The following is a 23,631-nucleotide window of genomic DNA, read 5'->3' as shown; positions in this document are numbered from 1 at the left end:
CCTTCAGTGCCGGCCCCAGTGAACTCCGGTTGTTGCCGGGGGTGATGGGTGGTTGGTCGTTGTTTGAGAACTGCACAGTGGACGCGAGCATCTGTGGCCAAGTTTTTAAGGGCGCACGGTGGATGCCTTGGCACCAGGAACCGATGAAGGACGTGGGAGGCCACGATAGGCCCCGGGGAGTCGTCAACCAGGCTTTGATCCGGGGGTGTCCGAATGGGGAAACCCGGCAGTCGTCATGGGCTGTCACCCTTGCCTGAACACATAGGGCAAGTGGAGGGAACGCGGGGAAGTGAAACATCTCAGTACCCGCAGGAAGAGAAAACAACCGTGATTCCGGGAGTAGTGGCGAGCGAAACCGGATGAGGCCAAACCGTATGCGTGTGAGACCCGGCAGGGGTTGCGTATACGGGGTTGTGGGATCTCTCTTCTGTCGTCTGCCGGCGACAGGACGAGTCAGAAACCGTTGATGTAGGCGAAGGACATGCGAAAGGTCCGGCGTAGAGGGTAAGACCCCCGTAGCTGAAACGTCAACGGCTCGTTTGAGAGACACCCAAGTAGCACGGGGCCCGAGAAATCCCGTGTGAATCTGGCGGGACCACCCGCTAAGCCTAAATATTCCCTGGTGACCGATAGCGGATAGTACCGTGAGGGAATGGTGAAAAGTACCGCGGGAGCGGAGTGAAATAGTACCTGAAACCGTGTGCCTACAAGCCGTGGGAGCGTCGGGTGAGCACTTGTGCTTGCCTCGTGACTGCGTGCCTTTTGAAGAATGAGCCTGCGAGTTTGCGGTGTGTTGCGAGGTTAACCCGTTGTGGGGTAGCCGTAGCGAAAGCGAGTCCGAATAGGGCGTTTGAGTAGCACGCTCAAGACCCGAAGCGGAGTGATCTAGCCATGGGCAGGTTGAAGCGGAGGTAAGACTTCGTGGAGGACCGAACCCACCAGGGTTGAAAACCTGGGGGATGACCTGTGGTTAGGGGTGAAAGGCCAATCAAACTCCGTGATAGCTGGTTCTCCCCGAAATGCATTTAGGTGCAGCGTCGTGTGTTTCTTGCCGGAGGTAGAGCACTGGATAGGCGATGGGCCCTACCGGGTTACTGACCTTAGCCAAACTCCGAATGCCGGTAAGTGAGAGCGCGGCAGTGAGACTGTGGGGGATAAGCTCCATGGTCGAGAGGGAAACAGCCCAGAGCATCGACTAAGGCCCCTAAGCGTACGCTAAGTGGGAAAGGATGTGGAGTCGCACAGACAACCAGGAGGTTGGCTTAGAAGCAGCCACCCTTGAAAGAGTGCGTAATAGCTCACTGGTCTAGTGATTCCGCGCCGACAATGTAGCGGGGCTCAAGCGTACCGCCGAAGTCGTGTCATTTCAGCATGAGGGCCAACGCCCGCTGGGATGGGTAGGGGAGCGTCGTCTGCCGGGTGAAGCAGCCGCGGAAGCGAGTTGTGGACGGTTGACGAGTGAGAATGCAGGCATGAGTAGCGATACACACGTGAGAAACGTGTGCGCCGATTGACCAAGGGTTCCTGGGTCAAGCTGATCTGCCCAGGGTAAGTCGGGACCTAAGGCGAGGCCGACAGGCGTAGTCGATGGATAACCGGTTGATATTCCGGTACCCGCTGTGAAGCGTCAAACATTGAACCAGGCGATGCTAAGTCCGTGAAGCCGTTCCGGACCCTTCGGGGAAAGGAAAGTGGTGGAGCCGACGGACCAGACCTGTAGTAGGTGAGTGATGGGGTGACGCAGGAAGGTAGTCCATCCCGGGCGGTGGTTGTCCCGGGGTAAGGGTGTAGGACGTCAGGTAGGTAAATCCGCCTGGCAATAGTCTGAGACCTGATGCCGAGCCGATTGTGGTGAAGTGGATGATCCTATGCTGTCGAGAAAAGCCTCTAGCGAGTTTCATGGCGGCCCGTACCCTAAACCGACTCAGGTGGTCAGGTAGAGAATACCGAGGCGTTCGGGTGAACTATGGTTAAGGAACTCGGCAAAATGCCCCCGTAACTTCGGGAGAAGGGGGGCCATCACCGGTGATCCGATTTACTCGGTGAGCTGGGGGTGGCCGCAGAGACCAGCGAGAAGCGACTGTTTACTAAAAACACAGGTCCGTGCGAAGCCGTAAGGCGATGTATACGGACTGACGCCTGCCCGGTGCTGGAACGTTAAGGGGACCGGTTAGTGCGCTTTCGGGCGTGCGAAGCTGAGAACTTAAGCGCCAGTAAACGGCGGTGGTAACTATAACCATCCTAAGGTAGCGAAATTCCTTGTCGGGTAAGTTCCGACCTGCACGAATGGCGTAACGACTTCTCGACTGTCTCAACCATAGGCCCGGTGAAATTGCACTACGAGTAAAGATGCTCGTTTCGCGCAGCAGGACGGAAAGACCCCGGGACCTTTACTACAGTTTGATATTGGTGTTCGGTTCGGCTTGTGTAGGATAGCTGGGAGACTGTGAAGCTCGGACGCCAGTTCGGGTGGAGTCGTCGTTGAAATACCAGTCTGGTCGTGCTGGATGTCTAACCCGGGTCCGTGATCCGGATCGGGGACAGTGTCTGATGGGTAGTTTAACTGGGGCGGTTGCCTCCTAAAGAGTAACGGAGGCGCCCAAAGGTTCCCTCAGCCTGGTTGGCAATCAGGTGGTGAGTGTAAGTGCACAAGGGAGCTTGACTGTGAGACCGACGGGTCGAGCAGGGACGAAAGTCGGGACTAGTGATCCGGCGGTGGCTTGTGGAAGCGCCGTCGCTCAACGGATAAAAGGTACCCCGGGGATAACAGGCTGATCTTCCCCAAGAGTCCATATCGACGGGATGGTTTGGCACCTCGATGTCGGCTCGTCGCATCCTGGGGCTGGAGTCGGTCCCAAGGGTTGGGCTGTTCGCCCATTAAAGCGGTACGCGAGCTGGGTTTAGAACGTCGTGAGACAGTTCGGTCCCTATCCGCTGCGCGCGCAGGAATATTGAGAAGGGCTGTCCCTAGTACGAGAGGACCGGGACGGACGAACCTCTGGTGTGCCAGTTGTTCTGCCAAGGGCATGGCTGGTTGGCTACGTTCGGGAGGGATAACCGCTGAAAGCATCTAAGCGGGAAGCCTGCTTCGAGATGAGTATTCCCACCCCCTTTGAGGGGTTAAGGCTCCCAGTAGACGACTGGGTTGATAGGCCAGATATGGAAGGCGGGTAACCGCTGGAGTTGACTGGTACTAATAGGCCGAGGGCTTGTCCTCAGTTGCTCGCGTCCACTGTGTTGGTTCTGAAACCACGAACAACCCCGCCCGGGTCACAGCGGGTGGTGCGGGTGTTTGACAGTTTCATAGTGTTTCGGTGGTCATAGCGTGAGGGAAACGCCCGGTTACATTCCGAACCCGGAAGCTAAGCCTTACAGCGCCGATGGTACTGCAGGGGGGACCCTGTGGGAGAGTAGGACACCGCCGAACAAATATTGAGAGAGCTGGTCCCTGAACTTCGGTTCAGGGACCAGCTCTTTTTTGTTGGGCTTTACTTGGAGTTCACATTGCGCGACCAGGATCCGCGCCATGGGTACCGTTGGAATGCTCAGGGCCGCGGGTGTCGGCGCCGGTGACGAGGTCGTCGTGCCGGCGTTCGGAAACCCGGAGGTCGCCCAGGCGGTGAGCCTGGCGGGGGCTGTGCCGGTGTTCGCCGACATAGACCCGGTGACGTACTGCCTGGATGCCTCGGGTGTCGAGGCCGCGGTGACATCGCGGACGGTGGCTGTGGTGGTCGTCCACCGCTTCGGTCGGTCGGCCGACATCGCGGCGCTGCACCAAGTCGGGCAGCGGCATGGGCTGTTGGTGCTGGAGCAGGGTGAGTCGGAGATGCCGTACAGCGAGCTGGCGGAGCGTCGGCAGCGGGCCGCGTATCTCAGCGCGAAGCTGAAGGGCGTACGGACGCCCCAGGGGTGTGACGGGCATACCTTCCAGCAGTACGTCGTGCGGGTGCCCGGGAACGGGCGACCGGACCGGGACGCCTTCGCGCGGGCCGTGCGGGCCAAGGGAGTCGAGTGCAGCGTGCCGGTGAAGACGCCGGTGCACCGGATGCCCGGATTCCGGCGGGACGTGTGTCTGCCGGAGACCGAGCGGGCCGCCGACGAGACGCTGGCGCTGCCCATCGGCGGCCGGATGTCGCGGCGGGAGCTGCAGCGCCTCGTGTCCGCCTGCAACGCGCTCGGCGGGCTGTTGCAGCCGGCTTTCTAGTTCTGATGCGCGGGGCAACTCGGGGGCGCGTGGACTTCGTACGCGCGCTGTTTGCCCTTCCAGGTCAGGGCGGTTCGAAGCAGTCGCCGATTCGGGGTATGATCTATCTCGTTGCCGCGAGGGAAACCTCAAGCAGGTGACAGGCCCCTATAGCTCAGTCGGCAGAGCGTCTCCATGGTAAGGAGAAGGTCAACGGTTCGATTCCGTTTGGGGGCTCAGCTAAAAGGCCCCGCCCTATTGGGCGGGGCCTTTGTCGTATCCGGGGTCAGTTCGTCTGGAGGCCCGGGACGCGCATCGCCAGGATGGCCATGTCGTCGGACGGGGCGTCGGAGGCGAAGCGTTCGACCGCGCGCATGACACGGGCCGCGACCGCGCCCGCCGTGAGGCCCGTGCAGGCGGTGAGGACCTCGGTGAGGCCGTCGTCGCCCAACATGCGGGTGCCTTCGCGGCGTTCGGTGACGCCGTCCGTGACACAGAGGAGGACGTCGCCGGGGTCGAGGGTGACCGTCTGCTCGTACAGCTCCAGGTCCTCCATGACGCCGAGGAGGGCCTGCGGTTCGGCGGCCGGCTCGACCGTGCCGTCCTGGCGCAGGCGCAGCGGGAGCGGGTGGCCGGCGCAGACGACCTTCAGGACGGCGCTGCCGTCCTCCTGGGGCCACAGCTCGCCGTACAGGAGCGTCAGGAAGCGGCTGCGGGCGCCCTCGTCGATGATCGCGGAGTTGAGGCGCTCCAGGACCGCCGGGCCGCCGTAACCCTCCCGGGCGAGCAGGCGCAGGGCGTGGCGGGCCAGGCCGGTGACCGCGGCGGCCTCCGGGCCAGTGCCGCAGACGTCGCCGATGGCGAAGCCGTACGCGCCGTCGCGGATGGGGAACAGGTCGTAGAAGTCGCCGCCGACCTCGTTGCCTTCGCCGGCCGCACGGTAGATGACCTCTACCTCCACGCCGTCGATCAGGGGGAGTTCGGGCGGGAGGAGGCTGCGCTGGAGGGACTGGCTGATGGCCACGCGCTCCGAGTACAGACGGGCGTTGTCCAGGGCGAGGGCGGCCCGGCGGGAGAGGTCCTCCGCCAGCTCCAGGATCTCCTGGCGGAAGTGCTCGTCCGTGGGCTTGCCGAGGGTCAGCATGCCGATGACGCGGTTGCGGGCCACCAACGGGAGTACGACGGTCTCGCCGCCCACCGCCGAGGCCGTCGCCAGTGTCGTGCCGATGCCCGAGCTGACCGTGGCGGGCTCGCCGAGGCCCAGGCTGCGCATGGACGTCCGTAGAGCCGCCTGGTGGGCCGCCTCGGCGGGGGCCGTCCAGACGCGGGCGCCCGGCGTGGGGATCGGCTCCGGCGGGCGGATCTTGGAGAGGAGGGCCTTGAGGCCGTCGATGAGGTCCTCGTCCTCGTGCAGGACGTAACTGAGGTACGGGTCCGAGGCCTGGTCGGCGATCGTGTAGACCGCGCACCAGGTGGCCAGGGTCGGGATCGTCATCTGGGCCATGAGAGCGAGGGTCTGGTCGCGGTCCAGGGTGCCTGCCAGGAGGTCGGAGGCTTCCACGAGGAAACTCAACGACCCGCGGCGCAGGCGTTCCAGCTCGCCCAGACGGGCCGACTCGACGGCCAGGGCGATGCGGTCGGCGGCGAACTGGAGGCGCAGGGCCTCCTCGTTGGAGTACCGGCCCTGGGCCTCGGCGGCGACGCCCAGGGAGCCCGTGAGGCGGCCCTCGACCTTGAGCGGGACGGTGACGACCGAGCGCATGCCCGTGCCGTTGAGGAGCGGCACGGCGCCGGGGACGGCCGTGAGGTCGTCGTGGACGGCCGGCATGCGGGCCGAGCCGTAGCGGCCGGGGCCGGCCTCCACCGGGACGCGGGCGAAGCGCTGGCGGGCCGACGGGAGGCCCGTGGAGGCCCGTACCTCCAGCTCGGTCTCGTCGTCGGTGGCCAGGAGCAGGAAGGCGGAGTCGCCGTCGAGCATGTCGCGAGCCCGTTCGACCGTGCGCTGGAGGAGGCCGTCGAGGTCGTCCGGGGCGGGGGAGCCGATGAAGACCTCGAACGGGTCCGTGGCCTGGCCCTCGCCGGAGCCGGAGGAGTCGCCGGTCGGTACGCGGATCGGGGTCTGGAGGACGGCTCGCTCGTGGTCCCGTACGAGCAGGCAGACCGTGGAGGGGTCGCCGTCCGTGTCGCGGACCCGGAGGTGGGAGGCGTAGACCGGCGTCACCCGGCCGTTGGCGCCGCGGATGCCGTAACTGCCCTCCCAGCGGGAGAGTTGGAGGGCCTCGGCGACGCCGGTGCTGGTGCCGGGGGTGTGCGGCCAGGCGGCGAGGTCGGTGAGGGGCTTGCCGATGACCTGGTCCGGCGCGTAGCCGAAGAGTTCCTCGGCGTCTTCGTTCCAGGCGCTGATCGCGCTCGAGCGGTCGATCTGGACGACCGCGACGCGGACCCGGCCGTCGGCGAGCGGGAGCAGGTCGGCGGGGAGGGACGGGCCGGCCGTGCGGGTGCCCACCGGGCGGTCGGGGAGGTCGAGTTGGAACCAGACCTGCTTGTGCGTGGACGTGTACTCGACGCCCCAGCGGGTGGCCATCGCCGCGCACAGCTGGAGGCCGCGGCCGCCCTCGCGGTCCGGGCTTCCCATGTTGATGCGGCTGCCCTGGAGGGGGATCTCACGCTCGGGGTATCTGTCGGCGACCTCGATGCGTACGCCGTCGTCCGCCCGCAGGCACAGGACGTCGGCGGAGGTGCCCGCGTGGACGACCGCGTTGGTGACGAGTTCGCTGGTGAGGACCACGGCGTCGTCGACGATGTCGGCGAATCCCCAGCCCTGCAGGGTGTCGCGGACGAACGAGCGGGCGGTCGCGACGGATCGCGAGACGGGGTCGAAACTGGCGGCCGCGCGCGCGGTGATCACAGAACTCCTTGTCCGGTTCTCGACGTGCGAGGACCCGCGGCCGGCCTCCTGCCGCGGCAGAGGCTGGTTCTCCGTCGGCCTGGGGTCCCGGGGGGCTTCCCCAGGATGCAGTCCGGTGGTCATGGTGCGGCCGCCCCTCCGATGCCTGCCCACTCGTGCTCGTGCGCCACCGCCCAGGCCGGACGGGACCGGCATGGCTGGACAGCCGCATGCAAGGTTACTTACCTTCGCCGTCCATGCGGATGCCGGTCGTCTGTGTTTCCGTCCGGAGGTGTGCGGACCGTGTGCGAAGCTGCCGAACTGTTATGGCCTGGTTCAGCCATGGTGAAACACTGGGCAGGCTTCCAGGAGAAGGTCGGGCAGGGCCGAGTACCTTCCGAGTGCGCCGGGGAGTGGCACCGGGTTTGCCGAGCAGAAGTATCCGAGTACGAAGTAGTACGAGTGGTACGAGCAGTATGAGCAGTGCCAAGCGTTCGAATACGGCGAAGTACGTCTAGCAGGAACGGTCGACCCTTGCGGGAGGGACACAGTGGAGTCTGGCGCAGCGGCGCGGGGCACTAAGGCGCGCGCGAAAGGCGGACAGTCCCTGAACGACCAGCGCACATCGCGCAAACCGCGGAATGGGACCACCACCGTGGACACGGCGGCCCTGAACCGGCTGCTCACGGCGCTGGAGGCGATGCGGGACGGCAACTTCCGCAAGCGGCTCACCGTCTCGGGTGACGGCGTCATGTCCGAGATCGCCGCCGTGTTCAACGAGGTGGCGGACCGGAATCTGCATCTGACCGGCGAGTTGTCGCGGGTGCGGCGCATGGTGGGGCGTGAGGGAAAGCTCACCGAGCGGTTGGAGACGGGGGCGAGCGAGGGGTCCTGGGCGGCCGCGATCGACGCGTCGAACGCGCTGGTCGACGACCTCGTACGGCCTGTTTCCGAGGTCAGCCGGGTGCTGTCGGCCGTCGCGGAGGGTGATCTGTCGCCGCGTATGGAACTGCGGACGCAGGCGCCGGACGGGACGGGGCATCCGCTGCGCGGGGAGTTCCTGAAGGTCGGGCGCACGGTCAACAATCTGGTCGACCAACTGTCGACGTTCACCGATGAGGTCACGCGCGTGGCCAGCGAGGTGGGCACCGAGGGCAAGCTGGGCGGGCAGGCCAAGGTGCGCGGGATGTCCGGTTCGTGGAAGGACCTGACGGAGTCCGTCAACACCATGGCGTATCGGCTCACCGCACAGGTGAGGGACATCGCGCTGGTGACGACCGCGGTCGCGAAGGGTGACCTGTCCCGGAAGGTCACGGTTCATGTGGCCGGCGAGATGCTGGAGCTGAAGGAGACCGTCAACACGATGGTCGACCAGCTCTCCGCGTTCTCCTCCGAGGTGACGCGAGTCGCCCGTGAGGTGGGCACCGAAGGGCAGCTCGGCGGTCAGGCCGAAGTGCCGGGTGTGGCCGGTGTGTGGAAGGAACTCACCGATTCGGTGAACACCATGGCCGGCAACCTCACCCTCCAGATGCGCGGGATCGCTCAGGTCACCACCGCGGTCGCCAATGGTGATCTGTCGCAGAAGGTGACCGTCCCGGCGCGCGGTGAGGTCGCCAAGCTGGCCGAGACGATCAACCAGATGACCGAGACGCTGCGGATCTTCGCCGACGAGGTCACGCGCGTGGCCAACGAGGTCGGTGCCGAGGGTCGGCTGGGTGGTCAGGCGCAGGTGCCGGGTGCGGCGGGGACATGGAAGGACCTCACCGATTCCGTGAACACCGTCTTCCGGAACCTGACCATCCAGGTGCGGGACATCGCGGCGGTGACGACGGCCGTGGCCAACGGCGACCTGTCGCAGAAGGTCACCGTCGATGTCGCGGGCGAGATGCTCGCGATGAAGAACACCGTCAACGGGATGGTCGACCAGCTCTCCTACTTCGGTGCCGAGGTCACGCGGGTGGCCAACGAGGTGGGTGCCGAGGGTCGGCTGGGCGGTCAGGCGCAGGTGCCGGGCGCGGCCGGTACGTGGAAGGACCTGACGGACTCCGTCAACACCGCGTTCCGGAACCTCACCGGACAGGTGAGGAACATCGCGGCGGTGACGACGGCCGTGGCCAACGGCGATCTCTCGCAGAAGGTCACCGTCGATGTCGCGGGCGAGATGCTCGAACTGAAGAACACCGTGAACACGATGGTGGACCAGCTGTCGAGCTTCGCCGACCAGGTGACCCGGATGGCTCGGGACGTGGGCACGGAGGGCCGTCTCGGCGGTCAGGCCCGCGTGGACGGCGTATCGGGTACGTGGAAGGAACTGACCGACTCCGTCAACTCGATGGCGGGCAACCTCACCTCTCAGGTGCGCAACATCGCGCAGGTCACGACGGCTGTGGCGCGCGGTGACCTCTCCCAGAAGATCGACGTCGACGCGCGCGGCGAGATCCTGGAGCTGAAGAACACCATCAACACGATGGTGGACCAGCTGTCGTCGTTCGCCGACCAGGTGACCCGGGTCGCCCGTGAGGTGGGTACGGAAGGTCGGCTGGGCGGACAGGCGCGGGTGCCCGGTGTCGCCGGTGTGTGGCACGACCTCACCGAGTCCGTGAACGGCATGGCCGGCAATCTGACCGACCAGGTCCGCAACATCGCGCAGGTCGCCACGGCGGTGGCCCGCGGTGACCTCTCCCAGAAGATCACCGTGGACGCGCGCGGCGAGATCCTGGAGCTGAAGAACACGCTGAACACGATGGTGGACCAGCTGTCGTCGTTCGCGGAGGAGGTCACCCGGGTCGCCCGCGAGGTGGGTACGGAGGGCCAACTCGGCGGTCAAGCCGAGGTGCAGGGCGTCTCCGGCACCTGGAAGGACCTCACGCAGTCCGTGAACTTCATGGCGAACAACCTGACCATCCAGGTGCGTCAGATCGCCGAGGTCACGACCGCCGTCGCCAAGGGCGACCTGTCGAAGAAGATCACCGTCGACGCGAAGGGCGAGATCCTCGAACTCGTCACGACCGTCAACACGATGGTCGACCAGCTGTCGTCCTTCGCCGAGCAGGTGACCCGGGTGGCCCGTGAGGTGGGCACCGAGGGCATCCTCGGCGGCCAGGCGCACGTGCCGGGTGTCACCGGCATCTGGAAGGACCTCAGCGGCAATGTGAACCTGATGGCCAAGAACCTGACCATGCAGGTGCGGAACATCTCCCAGGTCGCGGCCGCCGTCGCCAACGGCGATCTGACCCGTACGGTGACGATCGAGGCGCGCGGTGAGGTCGCGCAGCTGGCCGACACCTTCAACAGCATGGTGAAGACGCTGAGTTCGTTCGCCGACCAGGTCACCAAGGTGGCCCGTGAGGTGGGCACGGACGGCATCCTGGGCGGCCAGGCGCACGTACCGGGTGTGGCCGGCACCTGGAAGGACCTCACCGAGTCCGTGAACTCGATGGCGTCCAACCTCACCGGACAGGTCCGCAACATCGCGATGGTCACGACCGCCATCGCCAAGGGCGATCTGACCAAGAAGATCGACATCGACGCGCGCGGCGAGATCCTGGAGCTCAAGACCACCATCAACACGATGGTCGACCAGCTGTCGTCCTTCGCCGAGGAGGTCACCCGGGTGGCCCGTGAGGTGGGTACCGAGGGGCAGCTGGGCGGTCTGGCGCGCGTGCGGGACGTCGACGGCACCTGGCGGGACCTCACCGAGTCGGTGAACGAGATGGCCGGGAACCTGACCCGGCAGGTGCGCGCCATCGCGCGCGTGGCCACCGCGGTGACCCGTGGCGACCTGAACCTCAAGATCGACGTCGACGCGTCCGGCGAGATCAAGGAGCTGCAGGACTACATCAACAAGATGATCGCCAACCTGCGCGACACCACGATCGCCAACCAGGAGCAGGACTGGCTCAAGGGCAACCTCGCCCGGATCTCCGCCCTCATGCAGGGCCGCCGGGACCTCGACGACGTGGCCTCGCTGATCATGAGCGAGCTGACGCCGGTGGTGTCCGCGCAGCACGGCGCGTTCTTCCTCGCGCTGCCGTTCCTCGACGGAAAGGACCTGGCCCCGGACGACGAGGAGCAGTACGAGCTGCGCATGCTCGGCTCCTACGGCTACTCCATGGGCTCGATGCCGACGTCGTTCCGGCCGGGTGAGGCGCTGGTCGGCACGGCCGCCCAGGAGAAGCGCACGATCCTCGTGGAGAACGCGCCGAGCGGCTATCTGAAGATCTCCTCCGGGCTCGGCGAGGCGCCCCCTGCGCAGGTCATCGTGCTCCCGGTGCTCTTCGAGGGGACCGTGCTCGGTGTCATCGAGCTGGCGTCGTTCACCCCGTTCACGCAGATCCAGAAGGACTTCCTGAACCAGATCGCGGAGATGATCGCGACGAGCGTCAACACCATCTCCGTCAACACCAAGACCGAGGTGCTGCTGAAGCAGTCGCAGGAGCTGACCGAGCAACTGCGTGAGCGCTCCGACGAGTTGGAGAACCGGCAGAAGGCCCTCCAGGCGTCCAACGCCGAACTGGAGGAGAAGGCCGAACTGCTGGCCCGGCAGAACCGCGACATCGAGGTCAAGAACACCGAGATCGAGGAGGCGCGGCAGGTCCTGGAGGAGCGCGCCGAGCAGCTCGCGGTGTCCATGCGCTACAAGAGCGAGTTCCTCGCGAACATGTCGCACGAGTTGCGCACCCCGCTCAACTCGCTGCTGATCCTCGCCAAGCTGCTCGCCGACAACGCCGAGTCGAATCTGACGCCCAAGCAGGTCGAGTTCGCCGAGACGATCCACGGGGCGGGCTCCGACCTGCTCCAGCTGATCAACGACATCCTGGACCTGTCGAAGGTCGAGGCGGGCAAGATGGACGTCTCGCCGACCCGTATCGCGCTCGTCCAGCTCGTCGACTACGTGGAGGCCACCTTCCGGCCGCTGACCGCGGAGAAGGGCCTCGACTTCTCCGTACGGGTCTCGCCGGAGCTGCCCGCCACGCTGCACACGGACGAGCAGCGGCTGTTGCAGGTGCTGCGGAACCTGCTGTCCAACGCGGTGAAGTTCACCGACTCCGGGGCCGTCGAGCTGGTCATCCGGCCCGCCGGCGCGGATGTGCCGGTGGCCATCAGGGAGCAGCTCCTGGAGGCGGGCTCGCTGCGGGACGCGGACGCCGGCATGATCGCTTTCTCGGTGACGGACACGGGCATCGGTATCGCGGCCAGCAAGATGCGGGTGATCTTCGAGGCGTTCAAGCAGGCGGACGGCACCACGAGCCGCAAGTACGGCGGTACGGGTCTGGGGTTGTCCATCTCGCGGGAGATCGCCCGGCTGCTGGGCGGCGAGATCCACGCGCAGAGCGAGCCCGGACGCGGCTCCACCTTCACCCTGTATTTGCCGCTGCACCCGAGCGAACTGCCCCCGCAGGGCTATGCGCACAACGCGCCCGCCGCACTGGAGGCCGGGGAACTGCTGGCCTCCGAGGACGAGCTGGCCGAGCGCACCGAGACGCCGGCCGAGGTGAGGTCGTACCGCGAGACCCAGAACGGGGCCGCCGCGCTCTTCAGGCGGCGCCGCAGGGGCGTGCCGGCGGGTTTCCCGTCCGCCCTGCCCGGTCAGGGCAACGGGCAGGCACAGGAGCACTGGGCGCAGCAGGCGGCTCAGGAGGCGGCGTCGCAGTCGCGCCGGACGGCCCGGTTCGAAGGCGAGAAGGTGCTCATCGTCGACGACGACATCCGTAACGTCTTCGCGCTCACCAGCGTTCTGGAACAGCACGGTCTGTCCGTGCTGTACGCCGAGAACGGCCGTGAGGGCATCGAGGTCCTGGAACAGCACGACGACGTGACGGTCGTCCTGATGGACATCATGATGCCCGAGATGGACGGATACGCGACGACCACGGCCATCCGCCGGATGCCCCAGTTCGCCGGACTGCCGATCATCGCGCTGACGGCCAAGGCGATGAAGGGCGACCGGGAGAAGGCGATCGACTCGGGAGCCTCCGACTATGTGACGAAGCCGGTCGATCCGGATCATCTGCTGTCGGTCATGGAGCAGTGGATGCGGAGTGAGTGACAGGAAGTACGGCAGGCGGTCGCAACCCGCTGGGGCGCGCGCGGACTTGTTGACTGAGTGTGGCCACGGCCGTGTAGAAACGCGGGATTCGGGGAACCTTCTGGTCCCCTGCCGCGTTTCTGCTACGAGCACAGTGACATCATGGTGACAGGGTGTGGCGACAGGCGGGGTGCGGCTACGATGACCGGCACAAGGACGGGTGGCGCGAGGGAGTCGTCCCCTGGGGTGACGCCGAGTGGTGTCACGTCGAGTCCTGCGGACAGGGGAGGCCCCAAGCCGGGGCGAGGAGGGCGGGCCATGGTGCAGAAGGCCAAGATCCTCCTGGTCGATGACCGGCCGGAGAATCTGTTGGCGCTGGAGGCCATCCTCTCCGCGCTCGATCAGACACTGGTGAGGGCATCGTCCGGGGAGGAAGCGCTCAAGGCGCTGTTGACGGATGACTTCGCGGTCATTCTGCTGGACGTCCAGATGCCGGGAATGGACGGTTTCGAAACGGCCGCGCACATTAAGCGGCGCGAACGGACCCGGGACATCCCGATCATTTTTCTCACCGCCATCAACCACGGACCGCACCACACGTTCCGTGGGTACGCGGCGGGTGCGGTCGACTACATCTCGAAGCCGTTCGACCCCTGGGTGCTGCGCGCCAAGGTCTCCGTCTTCGTCGAGCTGTATATGAAGAACTGCCAGCTCAGGGAGCAGGCGGCGCTGCTGCGGCTCCAGTTGGAGGGCGGCGGCAAGGGCGCGACGGGCGGCTCCAAGGAGCCCTCCGGCGGCATCCTCGCCGAACTCTCCGCGCGGCTCGCGGCCGTCGAGGAGCAAGCCGAAGCGCTCTCCAAACAGCTCGACGACGACTCCGCGGACGCCGCCGCGGTGGCCACCGCGGCCCATCTCGAACGCAAACTCACGGGCCTGCGCAGGGCGCTGGACGCGTTGGAGCCGGGCACGGGCGGACCTCCCTCGGTGCCGTCGCAGAACTGAGTACGTTCCTGAGCGCGGGCCGGGGTCACGCAAGTGGTCCGGGCCCGCGCCCAGTTGTGAGCGAGATCAGCCGGGCTGAGAGCCTGTCAGGCCGTGTCAGCTTCGGGCCTTCGAGCGCGCGACACGAACGGGTGAAGCAGTAGGCACACGTGTCGGCTGTGGCCTCCACCGGTAACCTCACACTCATGGCCTCACGTCAGTCCGCAGCGAAGAAGCCGCCCGCGAAGAAGGCGGCCGCTCCGACGAAGGCTCCGGCGAAGAAGGCCCCCGCGAAGAAAGCCGCCGCCAAGAAGGCACCCGCCAAGAAGGCGACGGCGAAGAAGACGGCCCCTCCGAAGCCGGCGCCCAATCCGACCTCAGGCGTGTACAGGCTCGTACGCGCCGTCTGGCTCGGTGCCGCGCACGCCGTCGGCGCCGTCTTCCGTGGCATAGGGCAGGGCGCGAAGAATCTCGACCCGGCGCACCGCAAGGACGGCGTCGCGCTGCTGCTGCTCGCCCTCGCCCTGATCGTCGCCGCCGGCACCTGGTCCAATCTGCGCGGCCCGGTGGGCGATCTCGTCGAGATGCTCGTGACCGGCGCCTTCGGCCGGCTCGACCTGCTCGTGCCGATACTGCTCGCGGTCATCGCCGTGCGGTTCATCCGGCACCCCGAGAAGCCCGAGGCCAACGGCCGTATCGTCATCGGCCTCTCCGCGCTCGTCATCGGTGTGCTCGGTCAGGTCCACCTCGCCTGCGGTTCGCCCGCCCGCAGCGCCGGCATGCAGGCGATAAGGGACGCAGGGGGGCTCATCGGCTGGAGCACGGCCACCCCGCTGACGTACATCATGGGCGAGGCCCTCGCCGTGGCGATGCTCGTGCTGCTCACGGTCTTCGGGCTGCTCGTGGTCACCGCGACGCCGGTGAACGCGATCCCGCAGCGGCTGCGGCTGCTCGGGCGGAAGCTGGGCATCGTCGCGGACGACGAGGACGACGACGAGTACGGCGAGGACGACGCGCGCTATGACGAGCAGTGGCGCGATACGCCGCCCCCGCGCCGCCGCAGGCGCGGCTCCGCCCCCGAACCGTACGACCCCGACAGCGCCGAGCAGGAGGCCTTCTCCCGGCGCCGCCCCCGTCGCTCCGCCGTGCGGCAGCCCGATCCGGACCGGCCGATGGACGCCGTGGACGTCGCCGCGGCCGCCGCTGCCGCGCTCGACGGGGCCGTGCTGCACGGGATGCCGCCCTCGCCCGTGGTCGCCGACCTCACCCAGGGCGTCAGCGTGGGGGACCGCGAGGAGACGACCCCTGTCCCGGCCGCGCGCAGCAAGCCGCCCCAGCAGGAAGCACCGGCCGCCAAGCCGCCCAAGGGGGCCAGGCAGGACGCCCTGGTGCCGGACCTCACCAAAGCCCCCGCCGCGCCCCGCGAGCTGCCGCCGCGCGCCGAACAGCTCCAGCTCTCCGGCGACATCACCTACGCCCTGCCCTCGCTCGACCTCCTGGAGCGGGGCGGCCCCGGCAAGACGCGCAGCGCCGCCAACGACGCCATAGTGGCCTCCCTCTCGAACGTCTTCTCCGAGTTCAAGGTCGACGCCTCCGTCACCGGCTTCACCCGCGGACCGACGGTCACGCGCTACGAGGTCGAGCTGGGTCCGGCGGTGAAGGTGGAGCGGATCACCGCGCTCACCAAGAACATCGCGTACGCCGTCGCCAGCCCGGACGTGCGGATCATCAGCCCGATCCCCGGCAAGTCGGCCGTCGGTATCGAGATCCCCAACACCGACCGCGAGATGGTCAACCTCGGTGACGTACTGCGCCTCGCGGACGCGGCCGAGGACGACCACCCGATGCTGGTGGCGCTCGGCAAGGACGTCGAGGGCGGCTACGTGATGGCCAATCTGGCGAAGATGCCGCATGTGCTCGTCGCAGGTGCGACCGGCTCGGGTAAATCGTCGTGCATCAACTGTCTGATCACCTCGGTCATGGTCCGCGCGACCCCCGAGGACGTCCGCATGGTCCTCGTCGACCCCAAGCGCGTAGAACTGACCGCGTACGAGGGCATCCCGCACCTCATCACGCCGATCATCACCAACCCCAAGCGGGCCGCCGAGGCGCTCCAGTGGGTCGTGCGTGAGATGGACCTGCGCTACGACGACCTGGCGGCGTTCGGCTACCGGCACATCGACGACTTCAACGAGGCCATCAGGAACGGCAAGGTGAAGCTGCCCGAGGGCAGCGAGCGAGAGCTCCAGCCGTACCCGTATCTGCTGGTGATCGTGGACGAGCTGGCCGACCTGATGATGGTCGCGCCGCGCGACGTCGAGGACGCGATCGTGCGTATCACGCAGCTCGCGCGCGCGGCCGGCATCCATCTGGTGCTCGCCACGCAGCGGCCGTCCGTGGACGTCGTCACGGGTCTGATCAAGGCGAACGTGCCCTCGAGGCTCGCCTTCGCCACCTCCTCCCTCGCCGACTCGCGCGTCATCCTCGACCAGCCCGGCGCCGAGAAGCTCATCGGCAAGGGCGACGGGCTCTTCCTGCCGATGGGGGCGAACAAGCCGACCCGTATGCAGGGCGCGTTCGTGACCGAGGACGAGGTCGCGGCGATCGTCCAGCACTGCAAGGACCAGATGGCGCCTGTCTTCCGGGACGACGTCACCGTGGGCACCAAGCAGAAGAAGGAGATCGACGAGGAGATCGGTGACGACCTCGACCTGCTGTGCCAGGCGGCCGAACTCGTCGTCTCCACCCAGTTCGGCTCGACCTCCATGCTCCAGCGCAAGCTGCGTGTCGGCTTCGCCAAGGCCGGGCGGCTGATGGACCTCATGGAGTCCCGGGGCATCGTGGGGCCGAGCGAGGGCTCCAAGGCACGTGACGTTCTCGTGAAACCCGACGAGCTGGACGGCGTGCTGGCAGTGATCCGGGGGGAGACTGAGGCGTAAGGGCCGCAGCAAGGATCTCGGAGGGGCGCGACAGGTGCGCACGACCGGTGAAAACCGGTTGTCCGACGGGCGGAACGCGGATGGGATTACGGCATCCGGGTATTCGAACGTGACCTACCCGTAAGGAAATGGCGAGCAACCGTTTCCCTTCGGTGTACGTCAAGTTGGAGGAGGGGAAAGCCTCATGCCCCACCGTCACCACTAGCAGGATGACCGGCCATTCTGATGGCGTACAAAGTCGCACCGCCCGGTTGCCCCACCCTTTCGTACCCCCCCTAGACTGAACTTCCAGCACAGGTGGCTACACGCTCGAAAGGCGCCCCCGTGTCCATCGGCAACTCCCCTGACGGCAACTTCCCCGAAGACGAGCGTCCGTTCGAAGACGACCGTGACGAACGCTTGGCGGAACGCCCCTCGATCGGCCGTGCCCTCCAGCAGGCACGTATCGCGGCCGGGCTGACCGTCGACGACGTCAGCAACGCCACCCGGGTCCGCATCGCCATCGTGCACGCGATCGAGCAGGACGACTTCGCCCCCTGTGGTGGCGACGTCTACGCGCGCGGTCACATCCGCACCCTCGCGCGCGCGGTGCGTATCGATCCCGTTCCGCTGCTCGCGCAGTTCGACGAAGCGCACGGCGGGCGGCCCGCGCCGACTCCGGCGGCTCCGCTGTTCGAGGCGGAGCGCATCCGTCCCGAGCGGCGCGGCCCCAACTGGACCGCCGCCATGGTCGCCGCGATCGTCGCGGTGATCGGCTTCGTCGGCTTCACCGCATTCGACGGCGGCGACGCCGACACCACACAGGTCGCCGAGGGCTCCACGCCGACCACCAGCAAGCCCGCCTCGCCCACGCCCAAGGCCGACAAGCCCGACGCCGACCCGAAGCCCGACCCGACCGACAGCGCCATCGCGGCCGCGCCCCGTGACAAGGTGACCGTCCAGGTCAGCGCCGCCGACGGCCGCAGCTGGATCTCCGCCAAGGACCACAGCGGCCGGCTCCTGTGGGACGGGCTCCTCAAGCAGGGCGAGACCAAGACCTTCCAGGACAGCTCCAAGATCGACCTCGTCCTCGGCGACGCCGGGGCCGTCCAGCTCTACGTCAACGGCAAGAAGATCGAGGACGACTTCCAGCCCGGCCAGGTCGAACGCCTGACGTACACGAAGGGCGACCCCGAGGTCGGATAGGCGGACCTCGCCGGGGTTACGCACAGGCGCCGCAAAGGGAAACGAACGTCGACGGGGTTGGCCAAGATCGGCCAACCCCGTCGACGTGGGCTGTCAGTGGGACGAAGTACTCTTGAGCCCATGCCTGAACGCCGTACCGTCGCACTCGTCACTCTTGGCTGCGCCCGTAACGAGGTGGACTCGGAGGAGCTCGCAGGCCGCTTGGAGGCGGACGGCTGGGAGCTCGTCGAGGACGCCGAGGAAGCGGACGTCGCGGTCGTCAACACCTGTGGCTTCGTCGAAGCCGCCAAGAAGGACTCCGTCGACGCCCTCCTGGAGGCCAACGACCTCAAGGGACACGGCAGAACCCAGGCCGTCGTCGCGGTCGGCTGCATGGCCGAGCGGTACGGCAAGGAGCTCGCCGAGGCGCTGCCCGAGGCCGACGGCGTGCTCGGCTTCGACGACTACGCGGACATCTCCGACCGCCTCCAGACCATCCTGAACGGCGGCATCCACGCCTCGCACACCCCCCGCGACCGGCGCAAGCTGCTGCCGATCAGCCCGGCCGAGCGCCAGGAGTCCGCGGCCGAGGTCGCTCTTCCGGGGCACGCCCCCGTCGATCTTCCGGAAGGCCTCGCTCCGGCTTCCGGGCCTCGCTCACCGCTGCGCCGCCGCCTGGACGGCTCCCCTGTCGCCTCCGTGAAGCTCGCCTCCGGCTGCGACCGCCGCTGCTCCTTCTGCGCCATTCCCTCCTTCCGCGGCTCCTTCATCTCGCGCCGTCCCTCGGACGTGCTGAACGAGACGCGGTGGCTGGCCGAGCAGGGCGTCAAGGAGGTCATGCTGGTCTCCGAGAACAACACCTCGTACGGCAAGGACCTGGGCGACATCCGGCTGCTGGAGTCCCTGCTGCCCGAGCTCGCCGAGGTCGACGGCATCGAGCGGGTGCGCGTGAGCTATCTCCAGCCCGCCGAGATGCGGCCCGGTCTCATCGACGTGCTCACCTCCACACCCAAGGTCGTGCCCTACTTCGACCTGTCCTTCCAGCACTCCGCCCCCGCCGTGCTGCGCTCGATGCGCCGCTTCGGCGACACCGACCGCTTCCTGGAGCTGCTCGACACCATCCGCGGCAAGGCACCCGAGGCCGGCGTGCGGTCCAACTTCATCGTGGGCTTCCCCGGCGAGACCGAGGACGACCTCGCGGAGCTGGAACGCTTCCTGAACGGCGCGAGACTGGACGCCATCGGCGTCTTCGGGTACTCCGACGAGGAGGGCACCGAGGCGGCGACGTACGAGAACAAGCTGGACGAGGACGTGGTCGCCGAGCGGCTCGCGCGTATCTCGCGGCTGGCCGAGGAGCTGGTCTCGCAGCGCGCCGAGGAGCGTGTCGGACAGACCGTGCGCGTGCTGGTCGAGTCGGTCGACGGGGACGAGGGCGCCTACGGCCGTGCCGCGCACCAGGCGCCCGAGACGGACGGCCAGGTGCTGTTCACGAGCGGCGAGGACTTGAGTGTCGGCCTTATGGTCGAGGCGAAGGTGGTCGGTACGGAAGGCGTCGACCTGGTGGCCGAGGTGCTTCCGGGCGCGCTCGGCTCCCTCGTGTGTACTGAGGAGGCGGCCAGATGACGGGAGCCCCGGCATCCGCGGCGGGCGGCACCTCCGGCGCCAAGGGCGCGACGAGCGCCTCCGGCGTTCCCGGCGCCCCGGGCGCTCCCGGCGGCCCGAAGTCCGTGCGTGGCGGGAAGCTGGGCGCTGTCGCCGTCAACCAGGCCAGCCTCTGGAACATCGCGAACATCCTGACCATGGTCCGTCTGGTTCTCGTACCGGGCTTCGTCGTGCTGATGCTCATGGACGGCGGGTACGACCCGGTCTGGCGGGCGTGGGCCTGGGCCGCCTTCGCCGTCGCCATGATCACCGACGTCTTCGACGGCCACCTGGCCCGGACGTACGACCTCGTCACCGACTTCGGGAAGATCGCCGATCCCATAGCCGACAAGGCGATCATGGGTGCGGCGCTGATCTGTCTGTCGTCCCTCGGTGATCTGCCCTGGTGGGTGACGGGAGTCATCCTCGGCCGGGAACTCGGGATCACGCTCCTGCGTTTCATCGTCATCCGGTACGGAGTCATCCCGGCGAGCCGCGGCGGCAAGCTGAAGACCCTCACACAGGGCGTGGCCGTCGGCATGTACGTCCTGGTGCTGGAGGGGCCGCTGGCCACCCTGAGGTGGTGGGTGATGGCCGGGGCGGTCGTCCTGACCGTCGTCACCGGACTCGACTATGTGAGACAGGCCATTGTGCTGCGCCGACAGGGAATCGCCGAGCGCGAGGCCGCGGCGGAGGGAGCGGAACGTTGACCTCCACGGCCGCCGACGTGCTGCGACTACTGACGGTGAGGGGTGAGACGCTCGCTGTCGCCGAGTCGCTGACCGGTGGTCTGGTCGCCGCCGCGATCACCGCGATCCCGGGGTCCTCCCAAGTTTTCCGGGGCTCCGTCACCCCGTACGCCACCGAGCTCAAGCACCAGTTGCTCGGTGTCGACGCCACCCTCCTGGACCAGCGCGGAGCGGTGGATCCGCAGGTCGCGGCCCAGATGGCGGACGGCGTGCGCAGGGTGCTCGGCGCCGACTGGGGAATTTCGACCACCGGAGTCGCAGGCCCGGAACCTCAGGACGGCCAGCCCGTCGGCACGGTCCACGTGGCCGTCGCCGGGCCCTCCGCGACGGTTTCCGGCGCATTCGGTGGCGGGAAAGTGTCGTCGTTGCGGTTGAACGGCGGCCGGACGGAAATCCGTAAGGAGAGTGTACGGAGCGTACTCGCACTGCTCCTTCAGGAGCTTGCGGGCGAACAGACCGGGAATGAGCGGGCACAGGATACGGAACAGAACGGGGGGACTTGATGTTTGCAGCCCTGAGTGAACACAACAGCGCTCCCCGCACGGCCGCAGCGCAAGGCGGTACGGTGGGGCGTGAAGGATGCGGCTACGCGGTCCGAGGAGGGAGCCACCGATGATTCTGCTCCGTCGCCTGCTGGGTGACGTGCTGCGTCGGCAGCGCCAGCGTCAGGGCCGTACTCTGCGCGAAGTCTCCTCGTCCGCCCGAGTCTCACTCGGCTATCTCTCCGAGGTGGAGCGGGGGCAGAAGGAGGCTTCCTCCGAGCTGCTCTCCGCCATTTGCGACGCGCTGGACGTACGGATGTCCGAGCTCATGCGGGAAGTGAGCGACGAGCTCGCCCTTGCCGAGCTGGCCCAGTCCGCAGCGGCCACCGAGCCGGTGCCAGCACCAGTGCGTCGACCCATGCTCAACTCCGTCTCGGTGACCGGTGTGCCGCCGGAACGGGTCACGATCAAGGCGCCCGCCGAAGCGGTGGACGTCGTCGCGGCGTGACGGCCGCATGTGCGTGAGGTTCGGCGTGCGCCGATGAAGTAGAAGCGAAGCGGGAGCCCCGGGCGGGGCCTCCAGGGAGACCTGGGGGTGCCGGCCGGGGCTTTTGTGTTGCCCGGGGGCGGAGGTGTGTGTCGGCTCGGGTGCTGGGGGGGGGCTCCCGTTTGCCGGGGTGGTGGTGTGCGGTCATGGTGGAGGGGCGGGCCGGGGGCATGCGTGCGATTCGTTCGTACGGCCGCGCAGGGTTGTACGGGCGCACGGGGTCGTACGGGCGCACAGGGTCGTACGGTCGTCTCAAGAAACCGGAGCGTGCTGATGTACGTGGTGAAGAGCCCGCTGTCCGAGGCCGATCTCAAGACCGTCTCCGAGGCGTTGCAAGGTGCCCTGGTCGATCTCGTCGACCTCTCCCTCGTGGCCAAGCAGATCCACTGGAACGTGGTCGGGCCGCGCTTCCGTTCCGTGCACCTTCAACTGGACGAGGTCGTCGACTCCGCCCGGCTGCACTCCGACACGGTCGCCGAACGCGCTTCCACCCTCGGTGTCTCGCCGGACGGGCGGGCCGGGACGGTGGCCGCGAGCAGCGGTATCGGCAAGGTCCCCGACGGCTGGGTCAAGGACGCGGACGCGGTGGGGACCCTGGTGGACGCGCTCGGCGCGGTGATCACCCGGATGCGGACGCGGGTGGAGAGCACCGCGGCGGCGGATCCGGTGAGCCAGGACATCTTCATCGGGATCACGGCGGATCTTGAGAAGCACCACTGGATGTTCCAAGCGGAGAACGGGTAGTGCCGCGCGGAGAACGGGTAGGCCGCGGCGGCCGCGTGTGGATGCCCGCGCGGTTGTCGGCCTCCCTTGACCGGTGGGTGCGGCGGGGGCGTGGGGAGGGCGGTGTGTGGCTGCGGGGCGCACCGGGTGCCCCGTGGACGCGGTCCTCGTGAGGGGGCCGTGCGTCCCTGTGCCGGTGGTGCGCCCTCTCCGGCCGTGACGAGAGCCGTCTAGCGTCGTTCTGGGGGCCCGGAGGCCTGGAGGTGGCGGCCATGCGAATAGTTCGCTGGGGGGCGGCTCTGGGACTCGGTGCGCTGTGGTGGTGGGGTGTGCTGCGACTCGCGCTGGTGCCGGATGCCGGCGCGGTGGAGGGGGCGGTCGCGGCCGGTGGGTGGGGGCTGAGTCTCCTGCCTGTGCACTGCGTGCCGAAGGGGCGGGCACTCGGGCGGTCGGGGGGCGCGTCAGGGGGCGCGGGGGGTGGGCCGGTGCGGGGGAGCGCGGTGGGGGCCGCGGTCACCAAGGCATGGCCACCCCGCCGTTCGGGCGGAGGATCTGGCCCGTGGTGAACGCCGACGCGTCGGAGGCGAGGTGCAGCACGGCATGCGCGATGTCGTCGGGCTCACCGACCCGGCCCAGCGGTGACAGCCGGGCCATGAAGGACTCCGTCCGCGCCTGTGCCTCGCTGTCGTGGCGGTCGGTCATGGGTGTACGGATCCAGCCCGGCGCCACCGCGTTGACGCGGATACCGTGCGGGCCGACCTCGGTCGCCAGGGTCTTCGTCAGCTGGACCACCGCAGCCTTGGTCACGCCGTAGCAGAGCAGCCCCGGACCGCCGGTGTCGACGGCGCCGGAGGCCATGGTGACGATGCTGCCCCGCGTGCCGGCGGCGATCATCCGGTGGGCCGCTTCCCGGCAGGCGTGGAGCACGCCCTTGAAGTTGACGTTCCACACCCGGTCGAGGTCCTCGTCCCGCGTCTCCAGCACCGGGCTGCTGTGCATGACCCCGGCGATCGCCGCCATCACATGGAGCTGCTCGCAGGCAGCCACCGCCTGCGCGAGCTGGGCGCGGTCGGTGACGTCGAGGTGGTGGGTGTGTGCGGTGCCGCTCCTGGCCTTGATGAGGGTCGCCGTCTCGTGCAGGCCCTGTGCGTCGCGGTCCGCGCAGTGGACGGTGGCGCCCGCCTCGGCGAGCAGCACGGCCGACGCGCGGCCGATACCGCTGCCGGCGCCGGTGACGAACGCGGTGCGGCCCGTGAGGTCGTACGCCGGGATGGGCATGAGTCGACGGTACGAGTGTTTCTGACGGT

The 23,631-nt window shown here is 67.6% G+C and carries 13 protein-coding genes, 1 tRNA gene and 2 rRNA genes; 14 read left to right on the top strand and 2 right to left on the bottom strand.

Translation table 11 applies throughout. The annotated features are described in order from the left end of the window. Positions 1 to 95: 95 nt before the first annotated feature. The 4 genes from JIX56_RS11605 (at position 96) to JIX56_RS11590 (ending at position 4,420) form a co-directional block, all read left to right on the top strand. Positions 96 to 3,217 (top strand): 23S ribosomal RNA (locus JIX56_RS11605). A 93-nt stretch (positions 3,218 to 3,310) separates the two neighbouring features. Then, positions 3,311 to 3,427 (top strand): 5S ribosomal RNA (rrf, locus tag JIX56_RS11600). 114 nt (positions 3,428 to 3,541) lie between these two features. Continuing rightward, the gene (locus tag JIX56_RS11595; protein ID WP_257550817.1) at positions 3,542 to 4,204 is read left to right on the top strand and encodes a DegT/DnrJ/EryC1/StrS family aminotransferase; all 663 of its coding nucleotides are present in this window, start codon (positions 3,542 to 3,544) and stop codon (positions 4,202 to 4,204) included. 143 nt (positions 4,205 to 4,347) lie between these two features. After that, positions 4,348 to 4,420: transfer RNA gene (locus JIX56_RS11590), tRNA-Thr, on the top strand. A 49-nt stretch (positions 4,421 to 4,469) separates the two neighbouring features. Here JIX56_RS11590 and JIX56_RS11585 read toward each other — a convergent pair. Continuing rightward, on the bottom strand, positions 4,470 to 7,214 hold the full coding sequence (locus tag JIX56_RS11585; RefSeq protein ID WP_257539897.1) for a SpoIIE family protein phosphatase: 2,745 nt from the start codon (positions 7,212 to 7,214) through the stop codon (positions 4,470 to 4,472). A gap of 406 nt (positions 7,215 to 7,620) precedes the next feature. On the opposite strand from JIX56_RS11585, the gene JIX56_RS11580 reads away from it, so the two are divergent. The 10 genes from JIX56_RS11580 to JIX56_RS11535 all read left to right on the top strand — a co-directional run bounded on the left by JIX56_RS11580 (position 7,621) and on the right by JIX56_RS11535 (position 22,890). Next, positions 7,621 to 13,119, top strand: a complete 5,499-nt coding sequence (locus JIX56_RS11580; protein ID WP_257539895.1) for a HAMP domain-containing protein — start codon at positions 7,621 to 7,623, stop codon at positions 13,117 to 13,119. A 297-nt stretch (positions 13,120 to 13,416) separates the two neighbouring features. Next, on the top strand, positions 13,417 to 14,100 hold the full coding sequence (locus JIX56_RS11575; RefSeq protein WP_257539894.1) for a response regulator: 684 nt from the start codon (positions 13,417 to 13,419) through the stop codon (positions 14,098 to 14,100). Positions 14,101 to 14,285: 185 nt separating this feature from the next. Then, positions 14,286 to 17,018, top strand: a complete 2,733-nt coding sequence (locus tag JIX56_RS11570; protein WP_257539893.1) for an FtsK/SpoIIIE family DNA translocase — start codon at positions 14,286 to 14,288, stop codon at positions 17,016 to 17,018. 324 nt (positions 17,019 to 17,342) lie between these two features. Next, on the top strand, positions 17,343 to 18,203 hold the full coding sequence (locus JIX56_RS11565) for a helix-turn-helix domain-containing protein (protein WP_257539891.1): 861 nt from the start codon (positions 17,343 to 17,345) through the stop codon (positions 18,201 to 18,203). 120 nt (positions 18,204 to 18,323) lie between these two features. Next, positions 18,324 to 19,805 (top strand): 30S ribosomal protein S12 methylthiotransferase RimO, encoded by a 1,482-nt coding sequence (gene rimO / locus JIX56_RS11560; protein ID WP_257539889.1) that lies wholly within the window; start codon positions 18,324 to 18,326, stop codon positions 19,803 to 19,805. Further along, positions 19,802 to 20,533 carry a CDP-diacylglycerol--glycerol-3-phosphate 3-phosphatidyltransferase gene (gene pgsA / locus JIX56_RS11555; RefSeq protein ID WP_257539887.1) on the top strand — a complete coding sequence of 244 codons (732 nt, stop codon included), beginning with the start codon at positions 19,802 to 19,804 and terminating at the stop codon, positions 20,531 to 20,533. The genes rimO and pgsA overlap by 4 nt, the downstream gene beginning before the upstream one ends. Continuing rightward, positions 20,530 to 21,075 carry a CinA family protein gene (locus JIX56_RS11550; RefSeq protein WP_257539885.1) on the top strand — a complete coding sequence of 182 codons (546 nt, stop codon included), beginning with the start codon at positions 20,530 to 20,532 and terminating at the stop codon, positions 21,073 to 21,075. Before pgsA ends, JIX56_RS11550 begins: the two co-directional genes overlap by 4 nt. Positions 21,076 to 21,184: 109 nt before the next feature. Further along, complete coding sequence (locus JIX56_RS11545) at positions 21,185 to 21,562, top strand: helix-turn-helix domain-containing protein (RefSeq protein WP_037620346.1); 378 nt, start codon at positions 21,185 to 21,187, stop codon at positions 21,560 to 21,562. Positions 21,563 to 21,874: 312 nt separating this feature from the next. Then, complete coding sequence (locus JIX56_RS11540) at positions 21,875 to 22,345, top strand: Dps family protein (protein WP_257550815.1); 471 nt, start codon at positions 21,875 to 21,877, stop codon at positions 22,343 to 22,345. 251 nt (positions 22,346 to 22,596) lie between these two features. Continuing rightward, on the top strand, positions 22,597 to 22,890 hold the full coding sequence (locus tag JIX56_RS11535) for a hypothetical protein (protein WP_257539883.1): 294 nt from the start codon (positions 22,597 to 22,599) through the stop codon (positions 22,888 to 22,890). On the opposite strand, the gene JIX56_RS11530 is transcribed toward JIX56_RS11535, so the two are convergent. Continuing rightward, positions 22,838 to 23,602, bottom strand: coding sequence for an SDR family NAD(P)-dependent oxidoreductase (locus JIX56_RS11530; protein ID WP_257539881.1), 765 nt, complete (start codon positions 23,600 to 23,602; stop codon positions 22,838 to 22,840). The genes JIX56_RS11535 and JIX56_RS11530 overlap by 53 nt on opposite strands. Between the last annotated feature and the right edge of the window lie 29 nt (positions 23,603 to 23,631).

Source organism: Streptomyces sp. CA-210063, from assembly GCF_024612015.1.
Classification (GTDB): Bacteria; Actinomycetota; Actinomycetes; order Streptomycetales; family Streptomycetaceae; genus Streptomyces.
Note: the sequence above shows the minus strand (reverse complement) of the source record. Positions and strands in the feature narration are given on the sequence as shown.

Bases quoted from the DNA above. Each gene is read 5' to 3' on its own strand.
- JIX56_RS11545 (WP_037620346.1), top strand. From the start codon at position 21,185: ATGATTCTGCTCCGTCGCCTGCTGGGTGACGTGCTGCGTCGGCAGCGC.
- rimO (WP_257539889.1), top strand. From the start codon at position 18,324: ATGCCTGAACGCCGTACCGTCGCACTCGTCACTCTTGGCTGCGCCCGT.
- pgsA (WP_257539887.1), top strand. From the start codon at position 19,802: ATGACGGGAGCCCCGGCATCCGCGGCGGGCGGCACCTCCGGCGCCAAG.
- JIX56_RS11585 (WP_257539897.1), bottom strand. From the start codon at position 7,214: ATGACCACCGGACTGCATCCTGGGGAAGCCCCCCGGGACCCCAGGCCG.
- JIX56_RS11595 (WP_257550817.1), top strand. From the start codon at position 3,542: ATGCTCAGGGCCGCGGGTGTCGGCGCCGGTGACGAGGTCGTCGTGCCG.
- JIX56_RS11535 (WP_257539883.1), top strand. From the start codon at position 22,597: ATGCGAATAGTTCGCTGGGGGGCGGCTCTGGGACTCGGTGCGCTGTGG.
- JIX56_RS11540 (WP_257550815.1), top strand. From the start codon at position 21,875: ATGTACGTGGTGAAGAGCCCGCTGTCCGAGGCCGATCTCAAGACCGTC.
- JIX56_RS11575 (WP_257539894.1), top strand. From the start codon at position 13,417: ATGGTGCAGAAGGCCAAGATCCTCCTGGTCGATGACCGGCCGGAGAAT.
- JIX56_RS11530 (WP_257539881.1), bottom strand. From the start codon at position 23,602: ATGCCCATCCCGGCGTACGACCTCACGGGCCGCACCGCGTTCGTCACC.
- JIX56_RS11570 (WP_257539893.1), top strand. From the start codon at position 14,286: ATGGCCTCACGTCAGTCCGCAGCGAAGAAGCCGCCCGCGAAGAAGGCG.